This is a genomic window from Colwellia hornerae (genome assembly GCF_007954355.1).
Classification (GTDB): Bacteria; Pseudomonadota; Gammaproteobacteria; order Enterobacterales; family Alteromonadaceae; genus Colwellia_A; species Colwellia_A hornerae.
Genome location: NZ_VOLR01000029.1, coordinates 1 through 18,244 on the forward strand (window position 1 = coordinate 1; position 18,244 = coordinate 18,244).

Here is an 18,244-nt window from a genome sequence, read left to right on the forward strand (position 1 = left end):
TGGCTGAGGTTTTGGCGCTGCGGCGACCATTGAATCCATCAGTGCATCGATATCGTCTGGGTCGGTTAACTCAGCATGACTATCAGCTACTGTATCTTCTTCTGGCTGAGGTTTTGGCGCTGCGGCGGCCATTGAATCCATCAGTGCATCAATATCGTCTGGGTCAGTTAACTCAGCATGACTATCAGCTACTGTATCTTCTTCTGGCTGAGGTTTTGGCGCTGCGGCGGCCATTGAATCCATCAGTGCATCGATATCGTCTGGGTCGGTTAACTCAGCCGAAGCTCCTTCATCAGGCTCCGGCGCTGCTAAGGCCATTGAATCCATCAGCGCATCAATATCATCTGGGTCGGTTAACTCTGTTGTAGCTTCTTCATGTAGAGATTCAATGCCCTCTAAAGTACTATCTTCGTCTTCGTCGCCAATATCATTTAATAAATCATTCAGTAAATCTTGATCTAATTCGCCGCCTTCTAGAACTTCTCCAGGCTGCTCTTCTTTACTTTCACTCTTATTGTTGCTCTGGCTTGTATCAGCTTGAACTTCGTCATCTTCGTCATCAAGGCCTGAAAGTAAAGAGTCTAAGTCACTTTGATCTAACTCGCCCCCCTCTAACTCATCACTATCAAGTGATATGTCTTCTAAATCATCGAGATCATCAAGTCCGTCCAAGTCGTCTAGATCATCATCTAAATGGATCACGTCATCGTCATCATCTAATGAACCTAATTCATCATCAGCGTCGTCGGCAAATAATGAATCATCTAAATTAAGCTCGTCTTCACCTAAGTCCATAGACAACTCATCATCTAACGATAACTCATCATCTAGCGATAACTCATCATCAAGTGAAAGCTCATTATCTAAAGCACCAAGAGATTGTTCTACTGCTGGTTTTGCTTTTTCTTCTACGACGGCTTTTGATTTTTTAGGCTTAGTCGCGGTTTTAGTTTCGCCACCTTTTTTACGACGCAAGAACCAAAAGACAAGACTCAATGCAAAGGCTGCTGGTAATGTTGACATTAATATCTGAAACCAAAGCTGTGATGTTACGCCTTCGCTTTCAAGTTCTGCTTTTTGCTTTTCTAGTAATAACTCTTGCTCTCTGGCTTCTGCTTTTTGCAATAATGCTTGTTGCAGCGCTATAACATCATTAAGTTGAAGCTTTATTTCTTTGCCTTTTGCGACTTCATTTTGCATAACATCGAGTTGTTCATTGAAATTACTTAAGCGAGAATTTAAGTTTTCATTTTCTTTGAGTATTGCTTGTAAGCCATCAATTGAATCTAAGACGTCATTTTGAATTGTTTCTAAACGGACGGTTTGCTTAGAATTTATTTCTTCAAGCTGCGCATTAATTTCTTTTTTAGTTGCATCTAAATCTTTCTTTTTAATAGCGAGTTCAGCAGGAGGAACAATTTTTTTCTTAACGGTTTTAGCTACTTTCTTTTGCCATGTTTTATCGTCGGTTGTTGATTTACTTTTTGCCGCAAGAGGATTTATGGCACGCATTTCATCAACAGACGGCAATTTTAAGTACTGGCCATTGTTAAGATGGTTTAAGTTATTTTCTTTAAATGCTTGCGGGTTTTTTTGATATAACGCCTGCATCACTTGATAAACAGACAAAGTAGGGTCTGGACGAACTTTTAAAGCAATATTCCATAGGGTATCTTTTGAGGTAATAGGCCCGTATTGATCGTACGGAAACATATCCGTCGCCTTGGGGCCTCGAATACGAATACCGCCTTCTTCAAAGGCGAACAAAGAAACACTATACGTGGTAATGCTTATAAATATTACCTGCCACAGGCACAGGCGTAATAATCGATGCATCAAGTTTTCCTAATTATTTTTATTTACTGCCAATTGTTTGGCACTTCAAGCCTAGAGAAAGTAAAGCAAATTTTATTCCAACCCTACAGCTGCTATTTATATCATAGCAAGTTAATACAAATTTTTTTAGTAATAATGGAACAAAAAAACTCGTCGTTAACTATAACGACGAGTTTTGATTTTTCTTTAATAAATCTTAAGGTTAACTCAAATTTAACGCTAACTCATTTATGAAAGAGATGTTATGAAAGGTAGTCTTTAACCAATAGTTCAGCAATTTGTACACTATTTGTTGCCGCACCTTTACGTACATTGTCAGCAACAACCCACATATTGATCCCACAACTATGACTAATATCTTCACGAATACGACCAACATAAGTGGCATCTTTTCCGCTTGCATCGCCTATCTGTGTTGGAAAGTCTTCATCATTACGACAAACAACAATACCTTCAGCTTGCTCAAGTAAATCCTTAACTTCTTCTGCTGAAATCGGTGATCCCGTTTCAATATGCAAAGCTTCACCGTGACCAAAGAATACTGGCACACGAACCGCTGTTGGATTAACAAGAACGTTTTCATCGCCTAGGATTTTTTTCGTTTCCCAAACCATTTTCATTTCTTCTTTGGTATAACCATTATCCATAAAAACATCAATTTGCGGGATAACATTAAAAGCGATTTGACGAGGAAAATGTTTAGTCTCAACAGGTTTTCCACTTAACAAATCGGCCGTTTGCTTAGCTAATTCGTCCATTGCTGCTTTACCACCACCAGAAACTGATTGGTAAGTAGAGACATTAATACGGTTAATACCCACAGCGTCATAAATAGGCTTTAGCGCGACCATCATTTGAATAGTTGAACAATTAGGGTTAGCAATAATATTACGGTTTCTGTAATCAGCTAATGCACTTGGGTTAACTTCAGGAACGATTAGCGGAATATCTGCGTCGTATCTAAACTCAGAGGTATTATCTATAACGATACACCCTGCTTCACCAGCAATAGGAGCAAACTTAGCTGAAATTGAGCCACCCGCCGAGAAAAAGCCAATTTGCGCTTGACTAAAATCAAAATGGTCAGCATCTAGCACTTCAATACTTTGGCCATTAAAGTCAATAAATTCACCGGCTGAACGAGCACTCGCCAGCGGGTATAATTTATTAATTGGAAAATCACGTTCTTCTAATATTTCAATGATGGTTTTACCCACCAAACCTGTAGCGCCTAATACGCAGACATCAAATTTCTGTGCCATGTCACTCTCTCTTTGCTTTGAAGATTAGTACTTTATATACATTAAATAAATTACTTTTTAAGAAAACCAAGACGATGTGGCACATCACTCTTGGCTTGATTTGTCATGCTTACTTTAACCGCAGAAAACTCCCTGCGAGCCGGATAAGTTTTGCGAATGTGGTCAAAGCCATGACTTAAAATTGTTTCTCTGAAAATTCCGTCATCACGGCGTACATCGTAAACCATTTTCACGAGCTGGTTTAGTAGTATTTGCTCGAACGGTTGATTAATTTCAACTTCGGTTATTGATGACGGTGGTAAAAAGTCACTTAAGTGCTTTTCTATCGGTATGTTCAGTTGTTGACATAATGCCTGATAGAGCATTTCTGTACCACGTGCTTTTCCTTCTAAGCTATAACCGGCAATGTGCGCCGAAGATATTTCAGTGTAGGTAATAAGTTCATGCAATATATTGGGCTCATTTTCCCAAACATCTAAAACAACTTTCAAACCATGCCCTTGCTTTTTTAGCGCCAGTAACGCTTTATTATCGATAACTTCACCGCGACAGGCATTAATAAGAATTTGCTTTTCGTGCAATTGCTTTAAGCGTTTTTCATTGAGTAAGTGAAAAGTTGGCTGTGCGCCGCTTTCAACGATGGGAACATGCAATGAAATGACATCACACGCTAAAACATCATCGAGTGATGAATAATAGCGTTGGTCTTTAGTATTATTTTTTTGCTTTGCGGCGAGGAGTGGATCGCAAATTAAATACTTAATCCCCAGTGCCGATAATTTTTCACTTAAACGAGTGCCCGTATTACCACCACCAACAATACCTACGGTTAACGAGAACAAATCAATTAAGTAACGTTCAGCTAAGACAACCAAAGCACTGATCACATATTCAGCAACAGAAATAGCGTTACAGCCTGGGGCTGCCGTAAAGGTAATGCCCCGTTTACTTAAATAGGTTTGATCAATGTGGTCAACACCAATTGTTGCCGTACCAACAAACTGACAAGTTGAATTGCTGGCTAATAGCGCTTGGTTAACTTTAGTGATCGAGCGCACGAATAAAACATCAGCACTTTTCACCTGTTGAGCGGTTAACTCACGACCAACAAAGGCGTGTAATTGACCTAAGTCGCCAAAAAACTCTTGAGCAAAGGGCATGTTTTCATCGTAAAAAATATTCATGGTTAAGAGACTTAAGGCAATGATTGAACTAATGAGCGCTATTATATCTTAAATGTAAAAAAGCCACTATAAAGTGGCTTTTAAATAACAAATTAATACTAAATCATTTATTGGTAACGGAGCAAAAAACGTGGTTCATCACATTCAATGCGTATTCCTAATACCTTTAAGCATTAAATGATAAGGTATCGGTGTTTGTCATTATTTATATTTTTTCATCACTAAAGTCGCATTAGTGCCACCAAAGCCAAAGCTGTTAGACATAATCAAGTTAAGTTCAACATCACGCTTTTCAGTAACAATATCTAAGCCTTGCGCTTTTTCATCTAAATTATCAACATTGATAGACGGAGCAACAAAACTGTTTTCCATCATCAGTAATGAATAAATAGCTTCATGAACACCCGCCGCGCCGAGTGCGTGACCCGTCATTGCTTTGGTTGCGCTAATTGCTGGTGAATCTTCACCAAACAATTCTTGAATTGCGCCAAGCTCTTTAACATCGCCAACAGGTGTAGAAGTACCGTGAGTATTTAAATAATCAACTTTACCTTCAACTCCTTGCATAGCTTGTTGCATACAACGTACTGCGCCTTCACCACTTGGAGCGACCATATCGTAACCGTCAGAAGTTGCGCCATAGCCAACAATTTCAGCATAGATATGTGCACCACGAGCCAAAGCGTGCTCAAGTTCTTCAACAACAACCATACCGCCGCCGCCTGAAATAACAAAACCGTCACGGTCCGCGTCATAAGTACGTGAAGCAAGCTCTGGCGTATCATTACGACCCGCAGATAATGCGCCCATACCGTCAAACATCATCGCTAAAGACCAATGAACTTCTTCACCACCGCCAGCAAAAACAATATCTTGCTTGCCCAGTTGAATAAGCTCCATAGCATTACCAATACAATGTGCACTCGTTGCACATGCAGAGCTGATTGAATAGTTGACACCTTTAATTTTAAAAGGTGTTGCTAAACAAGCTGAAACGGTACTGCCCATAGTTTTAGGTACAGCATAAGGACCAACACGGCGAATACCGCGATTACGGAGCGTATCCGTGGTAATAACAATATTTTCTGAAGACGCACCACCTGAGCCAGCAACAATACCGGTACGAACATTTGATACTTGTTCTTCAGTTAGTTTGGCATCATTAATGGCTTGTTCCATAGCGATGTAAGCATAACCTGCTGCATCACCCATAAAACGAAATGCTTTACGGTCAATATGATCTTTAGGCTCAATCGTGGGCTTACCCCAAACATGACTTTTTAAACCAGCTTCTGCAAAGCTTTCAGATTTACTAATACCTGAACGGCCTGCTTTAAGAGATGATAAAACTTCTTCCGCATTGTTACCGATACTCGATACAATGCCTAATCCGGTGATCACTACACGTTTCATTTGAATAACCATTTAAAAATTGAAAAATCAGGCATATCATACAGAAATTTGCCCACAAACTGGTCTGCTCAGTGTACACGTGTACACTGGTTTTTACAATTTTATGACAGACACATTTAATTCACGTTAAAATACTATCTTTAGCGCTTGAAAACCAATGGATTTAATAAAAACTTGTGATTAAACAACAAAAAAATTTAAATACGCCGCTTGAAAGAAAAGGCTATCAAATTAGGCCCATTATTAAGCAACCTGAAAGTGTCGCCATTATTGGTGGTGGCATTGCTGCTGCCTGTGTTGCTTATGCATTGACTCAAAAAAATATAAAAGTGACACTTTATTGTAAAGATAAAGAGATTGCTCAAGGCGCTTCAAGTAATCATGTTGGTGCATTGTTTCCCTTAATTCATCAACAAGTTGATGAGATTAGCTTGTTTTATCAACAGGCATTTTGGCACGCACTAAAATGTTATAAAAACTTACACAGCAGAGGTTTTGCTTTTAGCCATGATTGGTGTGGCCTACTTGAAATTTCCTATAAAACGGCTTTAGAAAAAAGACAAAACATTTTCGAGCAAACCAGCCCTTGGCCAAAAGAATTAATTACCAGTGTAAATGCAGAGCAAGCATCGCTATTAGCCGGTATTAAACTTGAACATGGTGGGTTGTTTATGCCTAGCGCGGGCTGGATAGCGCCCGGTGAATTAGTTCAACAGCTATTTAGTGCCGCGCAGCAAACTCAGCAGTTGTCGATAAAAAATCAAGTAAACATTACTGCACTTAACCAGCAAGACGACAAAAGTTGGCAGCTAACGACGAGCAAAGGCATAATAAATGAAAAAGTCGTTGTTTTTTGTGGTGGTGCTGAATCGATTAAACTCAATATTATTGATGAATTACCACTGAGTTCGGTGCGTGGTCAAATAACAAATATGGCAACGAACGAGCAGATTAAAAACCTATCTACAGTTATTTGCCACAAAGGTTATCTAACCCCTGCACACCAGCAACAGCATTGCATCGGCGCGACATTTGAAAAGGATAGTTTCGATATTGTGGCAACAAATGCTGGCGATCAATATAATTTAACCATGTTAGAAAAGTGCCTACCTAAATTAATATCATGGCGCGAACAAGACGTTACCTCTAGTAAAGCTCGTTTGCGCTGTATGACACCGGATCACTTACCCGTTGTCGGCGCTATGCCTGATATAGCAAAGCATAAAAGTAGCTATGCCCATTTAGCAAAAGATAAAAATTGGCGTTATCATCAACCTGCACCTGTGATTAAAAATCTATACCTACTTACCGGCTTGGGTGCTAGGGGATTATGTACGGCGCCGCTATTAGCCGATATTTTAACTGCTGATTTAACAGGTGGCGAATATCCTGTTGGTAAACAAGAACTTTTTAACTTATCACCCAACAGGTTTGTGATTCGCGATATTATTCGTCGTAAATATTTATAGTATTTAATATCGGCTGTTATTGCTAAACCGATACAAATGATTGTTTAAGATCTAGCCAATAGTCTTGTACTATTTTTCTATCTTGCGGGCTTAATTCGGTACGGGCTGCTTGCAGTTTTTCATCGATACTTACCGCAAGACCTTGAGAGAGTACTTGCGACTCATCACCAAATTCAATAACAGATAAACTAATAAAGCCACGTAAGTAGCTACTGGCAAATAATTGGTCATCACTGTTATCTTGATCAAATAAATTATCTAAATATAGATAAAGAGCAGCAATATTTTCAAATGATTTTTTTTCTTCAATGGGCATAATTCTACTTACTGTTAAGTTTTAAAAAATTTACGATTAGTTGTAAACATAGATTGAAAACGCATTATTGTGGACTTGCTACCGGATATAATACTTGATCATTGTAACCTGTTATTACCGGTAAATACCCTGAAAGCTCAATATCTAAATCACTATCACCGGTATCAGCAATTAAGGGTCTTGATGCTAATGCTGTTAATTTCGCTTTTGTCGCTATAATTAAAATATTATCCTTGCCGATGGCGCGGATCACTCGCGGACTGAGCTGTTGATTACCTCGACCAAATATATGACCTTGCCCACCAATTAAGGTGATCACCAATTTAATTGTTTTTTTATCTGCTTTCGCCAAGCTTATCGCTTGCCATAATTGCGACTCAGTAACATCACTGGCGATTAAACTTTGTTGTTCAACCAGGTCAACGCCCAGTAAGGTATTGTCCAGTGCCAACTCTTCCATTAAAAAAGCGGTGGTTGAACCTGAACCAATAACAAAGAGCTCATCATCCATTTCATTAATAACATGGGCAGCAATATCTTGCAGTACCAGCTCATCAAGCTCTTTACCACCAGACTTTACCGCTTGAACATAACGTAATTCGGCGGGAATTTGCATTTCGCCATAGCGTTTTGCTTTGACAATACCTTCTCGAAATAACGATTCATCGATATCCATCACATCAGCTTCGGTAAGGGTAACTAACTGATTGGTCAGCATCATCTCAACTACCCGCCCCGCAGCCTTTGGCGTAACAGCATAAACACCCGAGTGAATTTTACAGCCCGCAGGAATACCTAAAACAGGAAATTTATCACCAACAATTTTACAGACATTGCGAGCAGTACCATCACCACCAGCAAATAATAATATATCTACGTGCTCAGCCAACAAGGCCTTAACTGTATTTTCAGTGTCTTCAGCCGTAGTATGCTCGGCGTTATTTGTTTGAAAAACAACTTGGGTTTTAAAACCAAGTGCCTGAGCGGTTATCTCACCCATAAGATCGTTAGCACAATAAACGATAATGTTATCTCGATAAGGTGCAAGTATTGACAGTGCTAAACTTGCTCGCAGGTTTGCTTTTGCAGTAGCTCCAAGCGCTAGGGCTTGCTCTGCAATGCCATCACCGTCGCTGCCTTTCAAAGCAACACTGCCGCCAATGCCAGCAATAGGATTTATAATAAAACCAAGTTTAAACATGAGTAACAGTCTCTGGGTGATTAAATTTTTCGTTAATCGGGAATTGGTTAATATTCAAAGGTAGCGATACTTTGTAAAAATCAGCCAGTGCATTAATAAAGTCTTGAGCGCGAACAGGAAAACCCTGATGTAAATATTGCTGCACTTGCTGAAAAACGTTTTCTTTGAAAGCAATAGTATCGGGTGTCGCGCCATTTAGGTTGTCAGCTGAAACATTAAACTTTTTACCTGCCGCAACACAAAAAGCCCACTCAATCGCTTGTGGCTTAATTTCAACTTGTTCAAATGTTTTTTGTTGCTCGGCATCTCTGCCATCGGGCATATACCAATAACCAAAATCTTCTAATAAGCGTCGCGCTTTTCCAGCCAGACACCAATGTGATATTTCATGTAGAGCACTGGCATAAAAACCATGGGCAAAAATAATTTGATGATACTCACAGGCTTCATTTGCTGGGGCGTATAAAGGTTCGTCGCCACCTTTTATCAACTTTGTATTAAAAGTATTAAAAAAGCATTGGTCAAAAATATCAATTAAATCTTTAAAGTCGTGTCGCATAATGCTAAAGCTATGAAATATTCTGCCGCTATTCTAACGAAAAATGACGATAGTTACATCGTCATTTTATGATTTATTAATGATAAAAAAACTAACGTAACGGATTAACGATTAGACTTATTTATAAATACCTTATCCCAACATCTCATTTACCTTAGACATAACAGGTCCATAGCACTTTGCTCAAACTGGACGGAATAGTGTTAAATAAGAATTTGTCGAAAAATTAAACATCATCTTCGATATTATCTATGCCTTTGGTACGTTCAATACTTTCGAGCTTATGATGGATGGCGGCTTTAATCATCATATAACCACTGATAGGCGCGGTAAGGAGTAAAAATAGCGAGATAAGTATTTCTTTTACGCTAACCCCTGCTTGCGTGGTACTAAAAAAGACCATAGCAGCAGTTAACAGCGATGCCATGCCAAGTGTTGTTGCTTTTGTTGGACCATGTAAGCGCATAAAAAAATCTGGCATTTTCACTAAGCCAATAGACCCTACGAGTACAAAAGATCCGCCAATTAACAATAATATTGAAATAATCCATTCAGTCATAATCTAGCCCTTACTCTATAATATCGCCGCGCAGTAGATACTTACATACTGCAACCGTACTGACAAAACCTAGCATAGCGATTAATAACGCCGCTTCAAAATACAAACTAGTCCCCATACTCATCCCGTACAGAATGATCAATGCGATAGTGTTGATATACATAGTATCGAGTGCAAGTATCCTATCAGGCACAGAAGGACCAATTAATAAGCGCCATAAATTTAACAATAACGACACGCCTATCATCGCAAAAACAATTAAAATAACAGTTTCTAGCATTCAAACATCTCCTTAAGAGGCGCTTCATAACGTTGCTTAATGGTATTTATTAGCGCCTGCTCATCTTTAAGGTCTAACACGTGTATCAGTAAAAATTGTTGTTCTGGCTTGTTACCCTCAGTCAAATTTTCACTCCAAGGGTACACTTCAGCACTCACTGTTCCCGGTGTTAATGACACGGTACTGGCCAAAATAGTGATGGGTAAACTATGCGTTAAATCTAGCGGCACTTTGACGAAGCCCGGTGTTAATTTTTTAGTTGGACCTAAGATTAAAATCGCCACCTGAACATTCGCAGTAATAATGTCATATAACACTAATAAAAGGTGTCGAAATGCCAAACCAGGCTTAATAATGAGAGGTTGCTTAGTTCTAAATGGGCTAGTCACCAACGGAATTACTATTGCTAAGATAACCGCTAAAACGAGATGTCCCGGTGATACACTATTATTTAACAGTAACCACACCAAGAATAGTAATAGGCTCAATAAAGGCGCGGGTAACCATCTAAATCGTGTTTCTAATTGCATTACTGCCCTCTCGAAAGAATAAGGTTAATATTATGATTGAAGTCATGTAACTGATTAGCCGCACCAATGGCGTACTCACTTAATGGCCCAGCAAAAACGCTCATTAATGGCGCAGCACTGACCAGAATAATTAAAGCAACTAACTGCGCAGGATGGACGAGCTCTTGGGTTTTTTCTTCTGTAACCTTAGCATGATGATGCCAAAATACTGTACTGCCTGCTTTAGACACTCCCACCAATATTGCAAGACTTGCCAATAAATATAATGGCCAAAAGACAAAAGTGTATTCGGCATTTAAAGTAGCTTTAAGCAGCCAGACTTTACCAATAAAACCTGATAAAGGTGGCATACCTATCACAGCGATAGCGGCAATCAAAAAGCAAGTACCAAGCAGTCTTGGTTGAGCAACAGCGGGACCTGCAGAAATCTTATCTGCGATATCACCACGTTGACGGCCAATTAAATCTGCTAAAAGAAACAGCGCCGCGGTCACCAAGGTTGAATGAACCAAATAATAAATGGCCGCCGCACTGGCTTCAACAGTCTGCACGGCAACTAAGGCAACCAAAGTTCCCACCGACACGATCACCAAATTAGCGATTAATTTTCTTAAATCTTTACTGGCTAAAACACCAACTGCGCCCATAGCAATAGTGGCGAGTGCTAACCACCACAACCAACTTTGCGCCATGTGAGTCAATTCACCCGCTTCATCGCCAAAAATTAGCGTATAAACACGCATCATTGAGTAAACGCCAACTTTGGTCATAATAGCAAATAACGCCGCCACAACAGGCATCGCTGTCGCGTAGGTATTGGGTAACCATAAATGCAGTGGTAGCAAAGCGCCTTTTAAAGCAAAGACCACAAGTAACAGCATGCCACCTATTTTGGCAAGGAAGACATCATCACCTTGTAAGAGTGCGACTTTTTGCGCCATATCAGCCATATTCAGTGTACCTAATACACCATATAGAATGCCTAAAGCAATCAAGAAAATCGCTGAGCCCACCAGGTTAAGAATCACATAATGTAAAGCTGCACGGGTATTTTTTTTATCCCCGCCATGCATTAACAAGGAATAAGAGGCGATAAGTAATACTTCGAAAAAGACAAAGAGATTAAAAACATCACCCGTTAAAAATGCGCCATTTACCCCTAAAATTAAAAAGTGTACTAATGGGTGGAAGAAGTCCCCTTTTTCATCATCGCCAGCACTTGCATATAAAACACAGACAACACCTAGCAAGGTGGTTAAACAAACTAATAATGTCGAAAGCGGATCTGCAACGAGCACAATGCCAAAAGGTGCACTCCAATCGCCGATAGCATAAACCTGAGTACCGTCGGCTTGAACCTTAAGAAGTAAAGCCAATGAAGCGGCAAAAGCAAAAATACTGAGAACTACCGAGGCAACTCTTCGGTTACTTTTATTTGTGCCAAGGGGCGGCATTAATAACAGTACACCTGCCAACATCGGCAATAAAATCGGTAAAAAGCTCAAATGCTGGATCATACTTTGACCTTTTTATTGTTGTCGCTATTTTTATCAGCAAGCTGGCCGTCTACATGGTCAGTTCCTAAATCTGTTCGCCCTCGAATAGCTAAGATAACCACAAAAGCGGTCATCGCAAAACCAATAACAATTGCGGTTAACACTAAAGCTTGTGGCAGTGGATCAGCATATTCAGTACTGTAGCCAAGTACCGCCGCATTATTAATGCTAAGGCGACCAGAAGAAAACAGGAATAAATTAACCGCATAGGAAAACATCGTTAGCCCTAATACAATAGGAAAAGTTCTAGAACGTAAGATTAAAAAGACGCCACAAGACACTAAAAGTCCAACGCAGGACGCATAAAGTAATTCCATTAAGTATTCACCTCTTCTTTTGGCTCATTAGCTAATTGACCAAGACTTGCCAAAATCATTAATGTTGCCCCCACGACTGTAATATAAACACCGACATCAAAGACCAAAGCACTGGCGAGTTCTATTTCACCAATAAAAGGAATATCAAAATATTCAAACCAAGTCGTCATGAAAGGTCGACCAAAAAACCAACTGCCGACACCGGTAAATAACGCAATGGCGATACCAGAGGCAATAATCTTACGGTAATTGATGGTTAGGCGCGCAACAATCCAACTTGAACCATGTGCTATGTACTGCAAGATAAAGGCGACCGCTGTTACTAAACCAGCAATAAAACCGCCTCCCGGAAGGTTATGCCCACGCAAGAAAATATAAAACGAAACCATTAATGCCAAAGGCAATAATGACTGAGAGATACTGGCTAATAAAATAGGGTAACGCTCTTTCGCCCATGGACGCCCTTCGCTATCACTAGCAGGAATAACTAGTGGTAGGTTGACTAACAGCTTATAAATACCCAAGGCTGCAATGCCTAAAACACAAATTTCACCTAAAGTATCAAAACCACGAAAATCGACCAAAATAACATTTACAACGTTAGTACCACCGCCACCTGTTTTAGCATTTGCTAAGAAAAACGCTGAAATAGATTCAAGTGGGCGAGTGATTAATGCATAGCAAATACTTGCAACAACAATCCCCAGACCTGCTGAAATCGCTATATCGCGCACTACACGCACAGAGCTAGATTCTTTGGGTGAGTGTTGTGGTAAAAAAAACAATGCCAGCATCAATAAAATAATGGTGACGACTTCAACCGTTAATTGAGTCAGGGCTAAATCTGGCGCTGAGAAACGGGTAAACACCACACTCACCATTAAGCCCACGACCGAGAGCATCAACAATGACACGACTCTTGCGCGATACCAAATAACGGTACTTATAGTACCAACCATTAATAATGCCGCCCCCATCGCGTTATGAACGTCAATTGGCGTTAATTGTTTTTGCCCACCTAACTGGTTCATTTCAAATAATGGCCAACCGGCAAATAATAAGACAAAGACAAACATCAACATTAAATAGCGTTGTAAAGAGCCATTTTCGCTGTCACTTATTTTACGCTGACACCACTTTGTTATCCGATAAATGCTCTCATCAAAGGTTTTCTTAGCATTCAAACTAGGCAGCGACGCTTGAAATTGAAACAGGTAACGGCGCTGTGTATACAATAACAAACCACCAATTACCGCTATGGCGCTCATTAAAAGGGGGAGATTAAAGCCGTGCCATAGCGCAACTTCAAACTCGGGTACATAGCCACCAAGTACAGCAAAAGACGCCGCTTTTAGAACATCATCAACAATAAAATTGGGGAATATGCCAACAACTAAGCATAGAGCCACCAGTATTTCGATAGGTACTCGCATATAACGAGGCGGTTCACTGGGTTGCTTGGGTAAGTCTATGGGGTCGCCATTAAAGAATACGTCGTGAATAAAGCGAGCTGAATATGCTACTGCTAAAGCGCCTGCAATCGTGGCAAGTACGGGAATAAGCCAAGACATAGACCCAAGTAATTGTTGATGTAGTGTTTCAGCAAAAAACATTTCTTTCGACAAGAAACCGTTTAGCAGTGGCACTCCTGCCATTGCTGCTGCTGCAACCATCGCCAACGTCGCCGTATAGGGCATAAATCGCCACATACCATTGAGTTTTCGCATATCTCGCGTACCGGTTTCGTGATCAATAATACCTGTTGCCATAAACAAAGAAGCTTTAAATATGGCATGATTGATAATATGAAAAATAGCAGCGACTGCGGCAAGCTTAGTGTCTAGACCAAATAATAAGGTGATCAAACCTAAATGACTGATGGTCGAATAGGCTAATAAACCTTTTAAATCGTGTTTAAATAACGCCACATATGCGCCAAACAATAAGGTTGATAATCCGGTTAAACTCACCAGAATAAACCAGATATCGGTGCCCGCTAAAGCCGGATAAAAACGGGCTAATAAAAATATCCCCGCCTTTACCATAGTGGCTGAATGAAGATAAGCACTTACCGGTGTTGGCGCTGCCATGGCATGTGGTAACCAAAAATGAAAAGGGAATTGTGCTGACTTAGTAAAAGCACCAAGTAAGACTAGAATTAAAGTGATTTCATACCAAGCATGCCCTTGAATAATTTCTTTGCTGGCTAAAATTACATCTAAATCATAACTGCCAACAATATTACCCAATAAAAGCAAGCCAGCAAGAAGTGCTAAACCGCCACCACCGGTTACAGTTAAGGCCATAATTGCGCCTTTACGGGCGTCGGGTTTATGCCACCAATAGCTAATTAACAAAAATGAGCTAATGCTGGTAAGTTCCCAAAAGAACCACAGCTGAATAATATTATTTGACATAACGATACCAAGCATCGCGGTCATAAATAACATTAAATAGGCATAGAGTTTAGGCATAGAGTCATTACTACTGAGGTAATAACGGGCATAAAAGATAACTAATATACCAATACCTAAGATCATAAAAACAAACAGCAAGGCTAAACCATCTAACCGAAAGGCGATGTTTATACCCAGTAAAGGTATCCAGGAAATCGTTTCTCGGATGACCTCGCCAGAGAACACAGCGGGCGCTAGGCTAATCGTCATTAATAATGCGATGACCGGCATAAGTAACGTCAATCCAGTCGATTGATTACGTGTTAATTTACCCGTTGTTGAAGAAATAATACTGCCAAGTAAGGATAGCAAGGGTATCCAAAGCAAAGTCATAGAGTAAACCTTTTGAATTTTATAATAAGAAGTAATGACAGAGGAATATAGACATAATATGTCGTCAAACTAAATTTAACAATACTATCTCCAGAGAAAAGTGTAATTGAGAATAATTAAAAAGCACTTAACGTTTAATTGAATGAAATTTTAGCGACGAATATTCGGAAAACATTGTTTTTCTCGACGATTGTTTGATTATCAACCACAATACATTGGTTAATAAGAGAATACTCGGTATAGTAGTAATTTACTATATAAAGAGCAGACTTACCATAATGAAAAAATTAGATGATATAGATTTACGCATTTTAACCATTTTATATCGCGATGCTGATATCACTAATAAAGAGTTAGCCTCACAAATAGGCGTTGCACCTTCTACCTGTTTAGAGCGTGTAAAGCGCATGAAACATAAAAAAATAATTACCGGCGCTTGCATTGAGATTGATTTCAAAAGTTTAGGTGGCAATATAGAAGCTATTGCCGCTATTCGCCTGCAACCTTATTCTGAAGATATTGTTAACAACCTTCGCGATGATTTACTTAAACTACCTGAAATAGTTAGTTTATATCATATGGGAGGTAGCTATGATTACTTTATTCATATGTCAGTCAAAGACAGCGAACATTTACGACAGTTTGTTTTTAATGCCATTACCTCAAGAGATGAAGTAACAACCGTAGAAACCTCTCTTATTTTTGAACACAGTCGCAGCGGCGTATTACCCAACTTTGATGATGATGACCAATAAGTCTGAAAATTAGGCGATAATATTTTTGTTTGTATTAACGCAAGAAGCCCCACTTAAAAGAAGGCTTCTATTTATAATGATTATTTTTCAAAGTCTTTGCTTTCAAAATAAAGTGGGCTTATCGTGCCGCAATTAAGGAATTTATACAGCAGTTCAGTTTCTTTTGGCACCGCTGATGAAGTACGAAAACCTGGCAAACACCCTGCTTCTAAGTCAATATTAACTATGTGTGCAAAGCTGGGCGCTTTTTGAATTTTATGAATATAAATTTTATAATTCTTTTTCAAATCGACAACGTCATAATTTTGCTGAACACTTGAGTCCTTAATATCGTCAAGTTCACGAACGTATAGTTTTTTAGCAAAGGTCAACGCCATATTTTCATAAACCAACATTCCCCCTCGCGCATAATGGCCCGCATATATATCAGCCATAATCACCATTTCCTCACCACGCATCAAACGTTGTAAATTAAAAGGTTGCGCTTTTATCGTCGTTAATTGTCCATCACGCACGGTTTGCAATAACGCTAAATCTTTATTCTCAATTTTATATAATAACTGCACGTTACTGGGTCGATCATATGTTGTCATCACCGAAGCATATATGGCTGAGCGCTGAACAAAGAGCACCATGTTATGCTCGCCCATAAATGAGGGGTCTATTGGCGGTAATTCTTTAACCTCTTCATTAGCAAAGCTGGTTGAATTTAATATAATTAATAGTAAGGCAAGTAAAGATCTTTTCATTAAAAGTCACTCGGTAAAATGTGTTTGAAGTAATACCAAAACGAGTGATTGGTACAACGAGAAAAGATGATTATAAACCATCTTTAAAAAAAGGCTAAATGAATTAACATTCAACCACTAGCTCAACATATGCCTTATCTAAATGGCGTGCGTTAAATATAACGTTTCTAATGATGTTGCTTTTCAGCCTTTGAACTGTTTTTTTTAACGACCCGACGTTGTTTGTTATGCTTATCACTTGAGCGGTTATTTTTATGCCTAGAGGAAGTGTCCGCAGCTTTATAAGTATGCTGACTGGCACTTTTTTTATCGACTCTAGTCGTGACCTTTTTTAGCTTTTCTTTATTTACCGGTTTAGTTGCGCGGTAAACCTTTTCGGCTTTAATTTTTTTAGACTGATCATAAGACCTATAGTTTTTTGATACAGGCTTTGAAAAAGCTTTTGTCGCCTTGTGAGTTACCGGGTTTGCTCGGCGAACGCTTTCATTGGGTTTATGCTTTATTACTGATACAGCTCGCTTAGCATTTTGTTGCAGCTTATTTTGTATAACATAGTGATTTCTCTTGCTAGATTCAGTTACCCTTACTCGCTTGTCATTATACTTGGCGCGAGTATGCTTGTTTCGATAAGCCACGCCTTTTCTGTGAACTGGCTGATGTCTCCAACGTTTAGCATAACCACCATTAGCAATGAGGTGGCGAGGGCGCTGCTCGTAATAGCGATGTGGAGAGCGATGAGTATTCACGACAACCACTTGACGATTGTGCCAATGAAAAGCACTGAAAAAATAATCAAACGATATATGAACACCAGCATGCCAATAAAAAGGATTATAGCGACTTACATAGCCACTACGCTGAGGCTGCCAGTAAACAGGAGGGTAAGATGACCAATGCCAAGCACCATAAACCATGCGTGTATCATAATATGGTACATAAACAATCTCCTTTTCTCTTGCTTCAATAACAATATTATTATCTTGGTAGCTAACCTCCATGTTGTCCATTTTCCCCAGATTCCCGGCAAGTTGAGCTTTTTTTCTCAGCTGTTGAATATTTTCTAATACTCTCGACTCGTCTTGTAAAAAAGCATCACCGAGTTGCTGAGTCCACGTTAAATTTTCACTGAGTCGGCTAAGGATCCGTTCAAAAGGCACTAACGCCTTAACACTTGCATCCCAATTAAAATCTTGGACCGCTTGAGCCGCTTGCTCGGTATTTAAGCTTGCGTTGTTCGTTAGCCAACGATGCGCTTCGATTATTTCAATTGGATAGGTAGCAGCAATTAAGATATGGGTTAATAAACTGTCTGGGTAAAGTGCAATAGGTGCTAGCATTTGCGCTAATTCGGCTTCACTAAATAGCTGTTGCTCTTGTTGCTGAAGAGCTGACTGTGAAGGCTGGTACTCAGCAAACAAGTTAAAGCTAACCAAGGCAGCAAAGCTGAATAAAAGAGTAACTTTTTTCAT

Annotated in this window: 17 protein-coding genes; 2 read left to right on the forward strand and 15 right to left on the reverse strand. The window is 39.5% G+C overall.

The genetic code is table 11. The features are described 5' to 3' along the window. The 4 genes from ESZ26_RS16440 to fabB form a co-directional block, all read right to left on the reverse strand. Nucleotides 1-1,836 (reverse strand): FimV/HubP family polar landmark protein (locus ESZ26_RS16440; RefSeq protein ID WP_280526093.1); only part of this gene is annotated, 1,836 nt, incomplete at its 3' end. Nucleotides 1,837-2,078: 242 nt separating this feature from the next. Further along, nucleotides 2,079-3,098, reverse strand: coding sequence for an aspartate-semialdehyde dehydrogenase (locus ESZ26_RS16445; RefSeq protein WP_070374286.1), 1,020 nt, complete (start codon nt 3,096-3,098; stop codon nt 2,079-2,081). A 50-nt stretch (nt 3,099-3,148) separates the two neighbouring features. Beyond that, nucleotides 3,149-4,282, reverse strand: coding sequence for a 4-phosphoerythronate dehydrogenase (locus ESZ26_RS16450; protein WP_146800539.1), 1,134 nt, complete (start codon nt 4,280-4,282; stop codon nt 3,149-3,151). A gap of 201 nt (nt 4,283-4,483) precedes the next feature. Continuing rightward, nucleotides 4,484-5,695, reverse strand: coding sequence for a beta-ketoacyl-ACP synthase I (gene fabB / locus ESZ26_RS16455; RefSeq protein WP_146800540.1), 1,212 nt, complete (start codon nt 5,693-5,695; stop codon nt 4,484-4,486). 176 nt (nt 5,696-5,871) lie between these two features. Between fabB and mnmC1 the strand changes: the two genes are divergently transcribed. After that, nucleotides 5,872-7,164, forward strand: coding sequence for an FAD-dependent 5-carboxymethylaminomethyl-2-thiouridine(34) oxidoreductase MnmC1 (mnmC1, locus tag ESZ26_RS16460; RefSeq protein WP_146800541.1), 1,293 nt, complete (start codon nt 5,872-5,874; stop codon nt 7,162-7,164). 22 nt (nt 7,165-7,186) lie between these two features. On the opposite strand, the gene ESZ26_RS16465 is transcribed toward mnmC1, so the two are convergent. The 9 genes from ESZ26_RS16465 to ESZ26_RS16505 all read right to left on the reverse strand — a co-directional run bounded on the left by ESZ26_RS16465 (nt 7,187) and on the right by ESZ26_RS16505 (nt 15,271). Further along, a complete protein-coding gene (locus ESZ26_RS16465) occupies nt 7,187-7,480 on the reverse strand; it encodes a YfcL family protein (protein ID WP_146800542.1) in 294 nt (97 codons plus the stop codon). A gap of 64 nt (nt 7,481-7,544) precedes the next feature. Continuing rightward, nucleotides 7,545-8,681, reverse strand: coding sequence for an ATP-NAD kinase family protein (locus tag ESZ26_RS16470; RefSeq protein WP_146800543.1), 1,137 nt, complete (start codon nt 8,679-8,681; stop codon nt 7,545-7,547). After that, nucleotides 8,674-9,240 (reverse strand): elongation factor P hydroxylase, encoded by a 567-nt coding sequence (locus ESZ26_RS16475; RefSeq protein ID WP_170246403.1) that lies wholly within the window; start codon nt 9,238-9,240, stop codon nt 8,674-8,676. Before ESZ26_RS16475 ends, ESZ26_RS16470 begins: the two co-directional genes overlap by 8 nt. A gap of 226 nt (nt 9,241-9,466) precedes the next feature. Further along, the gene (locus ESZ26_RS16480) at nt 9,467-9,799 is read right to left on the reverse strand and encodes a Na+/H+ antiporter subunit G (RefSeq protein WP_146800545.1); all 333 of its coding nucleotides are present in this window, start codon (nt 9,797-9,799) and stop codon (nt 9,467-9,469) included. A gap of 10 nt (nt 9,800-9,809) precedes the next feature. Continuing rightward, the gene (locus ESZ26_RS16485) at nt 9,810-10,079 is read right to left on the reverse strand and encodes a K+/H+ antiporter subunit F (protein ID WP_146800546.1); all 270 of its coding nucleotides are present in this window, start codon (nt 10,077-10,079) and stop codon (nt 9,810-9,812) included. After that, on the reverse strand, nt 10,073-10,609 hold the full coding sequence (locus ESZ26_RS16490) for a Na+/H+ antiporter subunit E (RefSeq protein WP_146800547.1): 537 nt from the start codon (nt 10,607-10,609) through the stop codon (nt 10,073-10,075). The genes ESZ26_RS16485 and ESZ26_RS16490 overlap by 7 nt, the downstream gene beginning before the upstream one ends. Beyond that, nucleotides 10,609-12,126: a monovalent cation/H+ antiporter subunit D gene (locus ESZ26_RS16495; protein WP_146800548.1), complete on the reverse strand. Its 1,518-nt coding sequence runs from the start codon at nt 12,124-12,126 to the stop codon at nt 10,609-10,611. Before ESZ26_RS16495 ends, ESZ26_RS16490 begins: the two co-directional genes overlap by 1 nt. After that, complete coding sequence (locus ESZ26_RS16500; RefSeq protein ID WP_146800549.1) at nt 12,123-12,482, reverse strand: Na+/H+ antiporter subunit C; 360 nt, start codon at nt 12,480-12,482, stop codon at nt 12,123-12,125. The genes ESZ26_RS16495 and ESZ26_RS16500 overlap by 4 nt, the downstream gene beginning before the upstream one ends. Beyond that, a complete protein-coding gene (locus ESZ26_RS16505) occupies nt 12,482-15,271 on the reverse strand; it encodes a monovalent cation/H+ antiporter subunit A (RefSeq protein WP_146800550.1) in 2,790 nt (929 codons plus the stop codon). The genes ESZ26_RS16500 and ESZ26_RS16505 overlap by 1 nt, the downstream gene beginning before the upstream one ends. A 278-nt stretch (nt 15,272-15,549) precedes the next feature. On the opposite strand from ESZ26_RS16505, the gene ESZ26_RS16510 reads away from it, so the two are divergent. Then, nucleotides 15,550-16,026, forward strand: coding sequence for an Lrp/AsnC family transcriptional regulator (locus tag ESZ26_RS16510; RefSeq protein WP_146800551.1), 477 nt, complete (start codon nt 15,550-15,552; stop codon nt 16,024-16,026). A gap of 80 nt (nt 16,027-16,106) precedes the next feature. On the opposite strand, the gene ESZ26_RS16515 is transcribed toward ESZ26_RS16510, so the two are convergent. After that, the gene (locus ESZ26_RS16515; protein ID WP_146800552.1) at nt 16,107-16,775 is read right to left on the reverse strand and encodes a hypothetical protein; all 669 of its coding nucleotides are present in this window, start codon (nt 16,773-16,775) and stop codon (nt 16,107-16,109) included. A 167-nt stretch (nt 16,776-16,942) separates the two neighbouring features. Then, complete coding sequence (locus ESZ26_RS16520) at nt 16,943-18,244, reverse strand: DUF3300 domain-containing protein (protein WP_146800553.1); 1,302 nt, start codon at nt 18,242-18,244, stop codon at nt 16,943-16,945.

What these genes read in the sequence shown, in the direction of transcription:
- ESZ26_RS16445 (WP_070374286.1), bottom strand. Translation starts at nt 3,098, where the DNA reads ATGGCACAGAAATTTGATGTCTGCGTATTAGGCGCTACAGGTTTGGTG.
- ESZ26_RS16450 (WP_146800539.1), bottom strand. Translation starts at nt 4,282, where the DNA reads ATGAATATTTTTTACGATGAAAACATGCCCTTTGCTCAAGAGTTTTTT.
- fabB (WP_146800540.1), bottom strand. Translation starts at nt 5,695, where the DNA reads ATGAAACGTGTAGTGATCACCGGATTAGGCATTGTATCGAGTATCGGT.
- ESZ26_RS16465 (WP_146800542.1), bottom strand. Translation starts at nt 7,480, where the DNA reads ATGCCCATTGAAGAAAAAAAATCATTTGAAAATATTGCTGCTCTTTAT.
- ESZ26_RS16470 (WP_146800543.1), bottom strand. Translation starts at nt 8,681, where the DNA reads ATGTTTAAACTTGGTTTTATTATAAATCCTATTGCTGGCATTGGCGGC.
- ESZ26_RS16475 (WP_170246403.1), bottom strand. Translation starts at nt 9,240, where the DNA reads ATGCGACACGACTTTAAAGATTTAATTGATATTTTTGACCAATGCTTT.
- ESZ26_RS16480 (WP_146800545.1), bottom strand. Translation starts at nt 9,799, where the DNA reads ATGACTGAATGGATTATTTCAATATTATTGTTAATTGGCGGATCTTTT.
- ESZ26_RS16485 (WP_146800546.1), bottom strand. Translation starts at nt 10,079, where the DNA reads ATGCTAGAAACTGTTATTTTAATTGTTTTTGCGATGATAGGCGTGTCG.
- ESZ26_RS16490 (WP_146800547.1), bottom strand. Translation starts at nt 10,609, where the DNA reads ATGCAATTAGAAACACGATTTAGATGGTTACCCGCGCCTTTATTGAGC.
- ESZ26_RS16495 (WP_146800548.1), bottom strand. Translation starts at nt 12,126, where the DNA reads ATGATCCAGCATTTGAGCTTTTTACCGATTTTATTGCCGATGTTGGCA.
- ESZ26_RS16500 (WP_146800549.1), bottom strand. Translation starts at nt 12,482, where the DNA reads ATGGAATTACTTTATGCGTCCTGCGTTGGACTTTTAGTGTCTTGTGGC.
- ESZ26_RS16505 (WP_146800550.1), bottom strand. Translation starts at nt 15,271, where the DNA reads ATGACTTTGCTTTGGATACCCTTGCTATCCTTACTTGGCAGTATTATT.
- ESZ26_RS16510 (WP_146800551.1), top strand. Translation starts at nt 15,550, where the DNA reads ATGAAAAAATTAGATGATATAGATTTACGCATTTTAACCATTTTATAT.
- ESZ26_RS16515 (WP_146800552.1), bottom strand. Translation starts at nt 16,775, where the DNA reads ATGAAAAGATCTTTACTTGCCTTACTATTAATTATATTAAATTCAACC.
- ESZ26_RS16520 (WP_146800553.1), bottom strand. Translation starts at nt 18,244, where the DNA reads ATGAAAAAAGTTACTCTTTTATTCAGCTTTGCTGCCTTGGTTAGCTTT.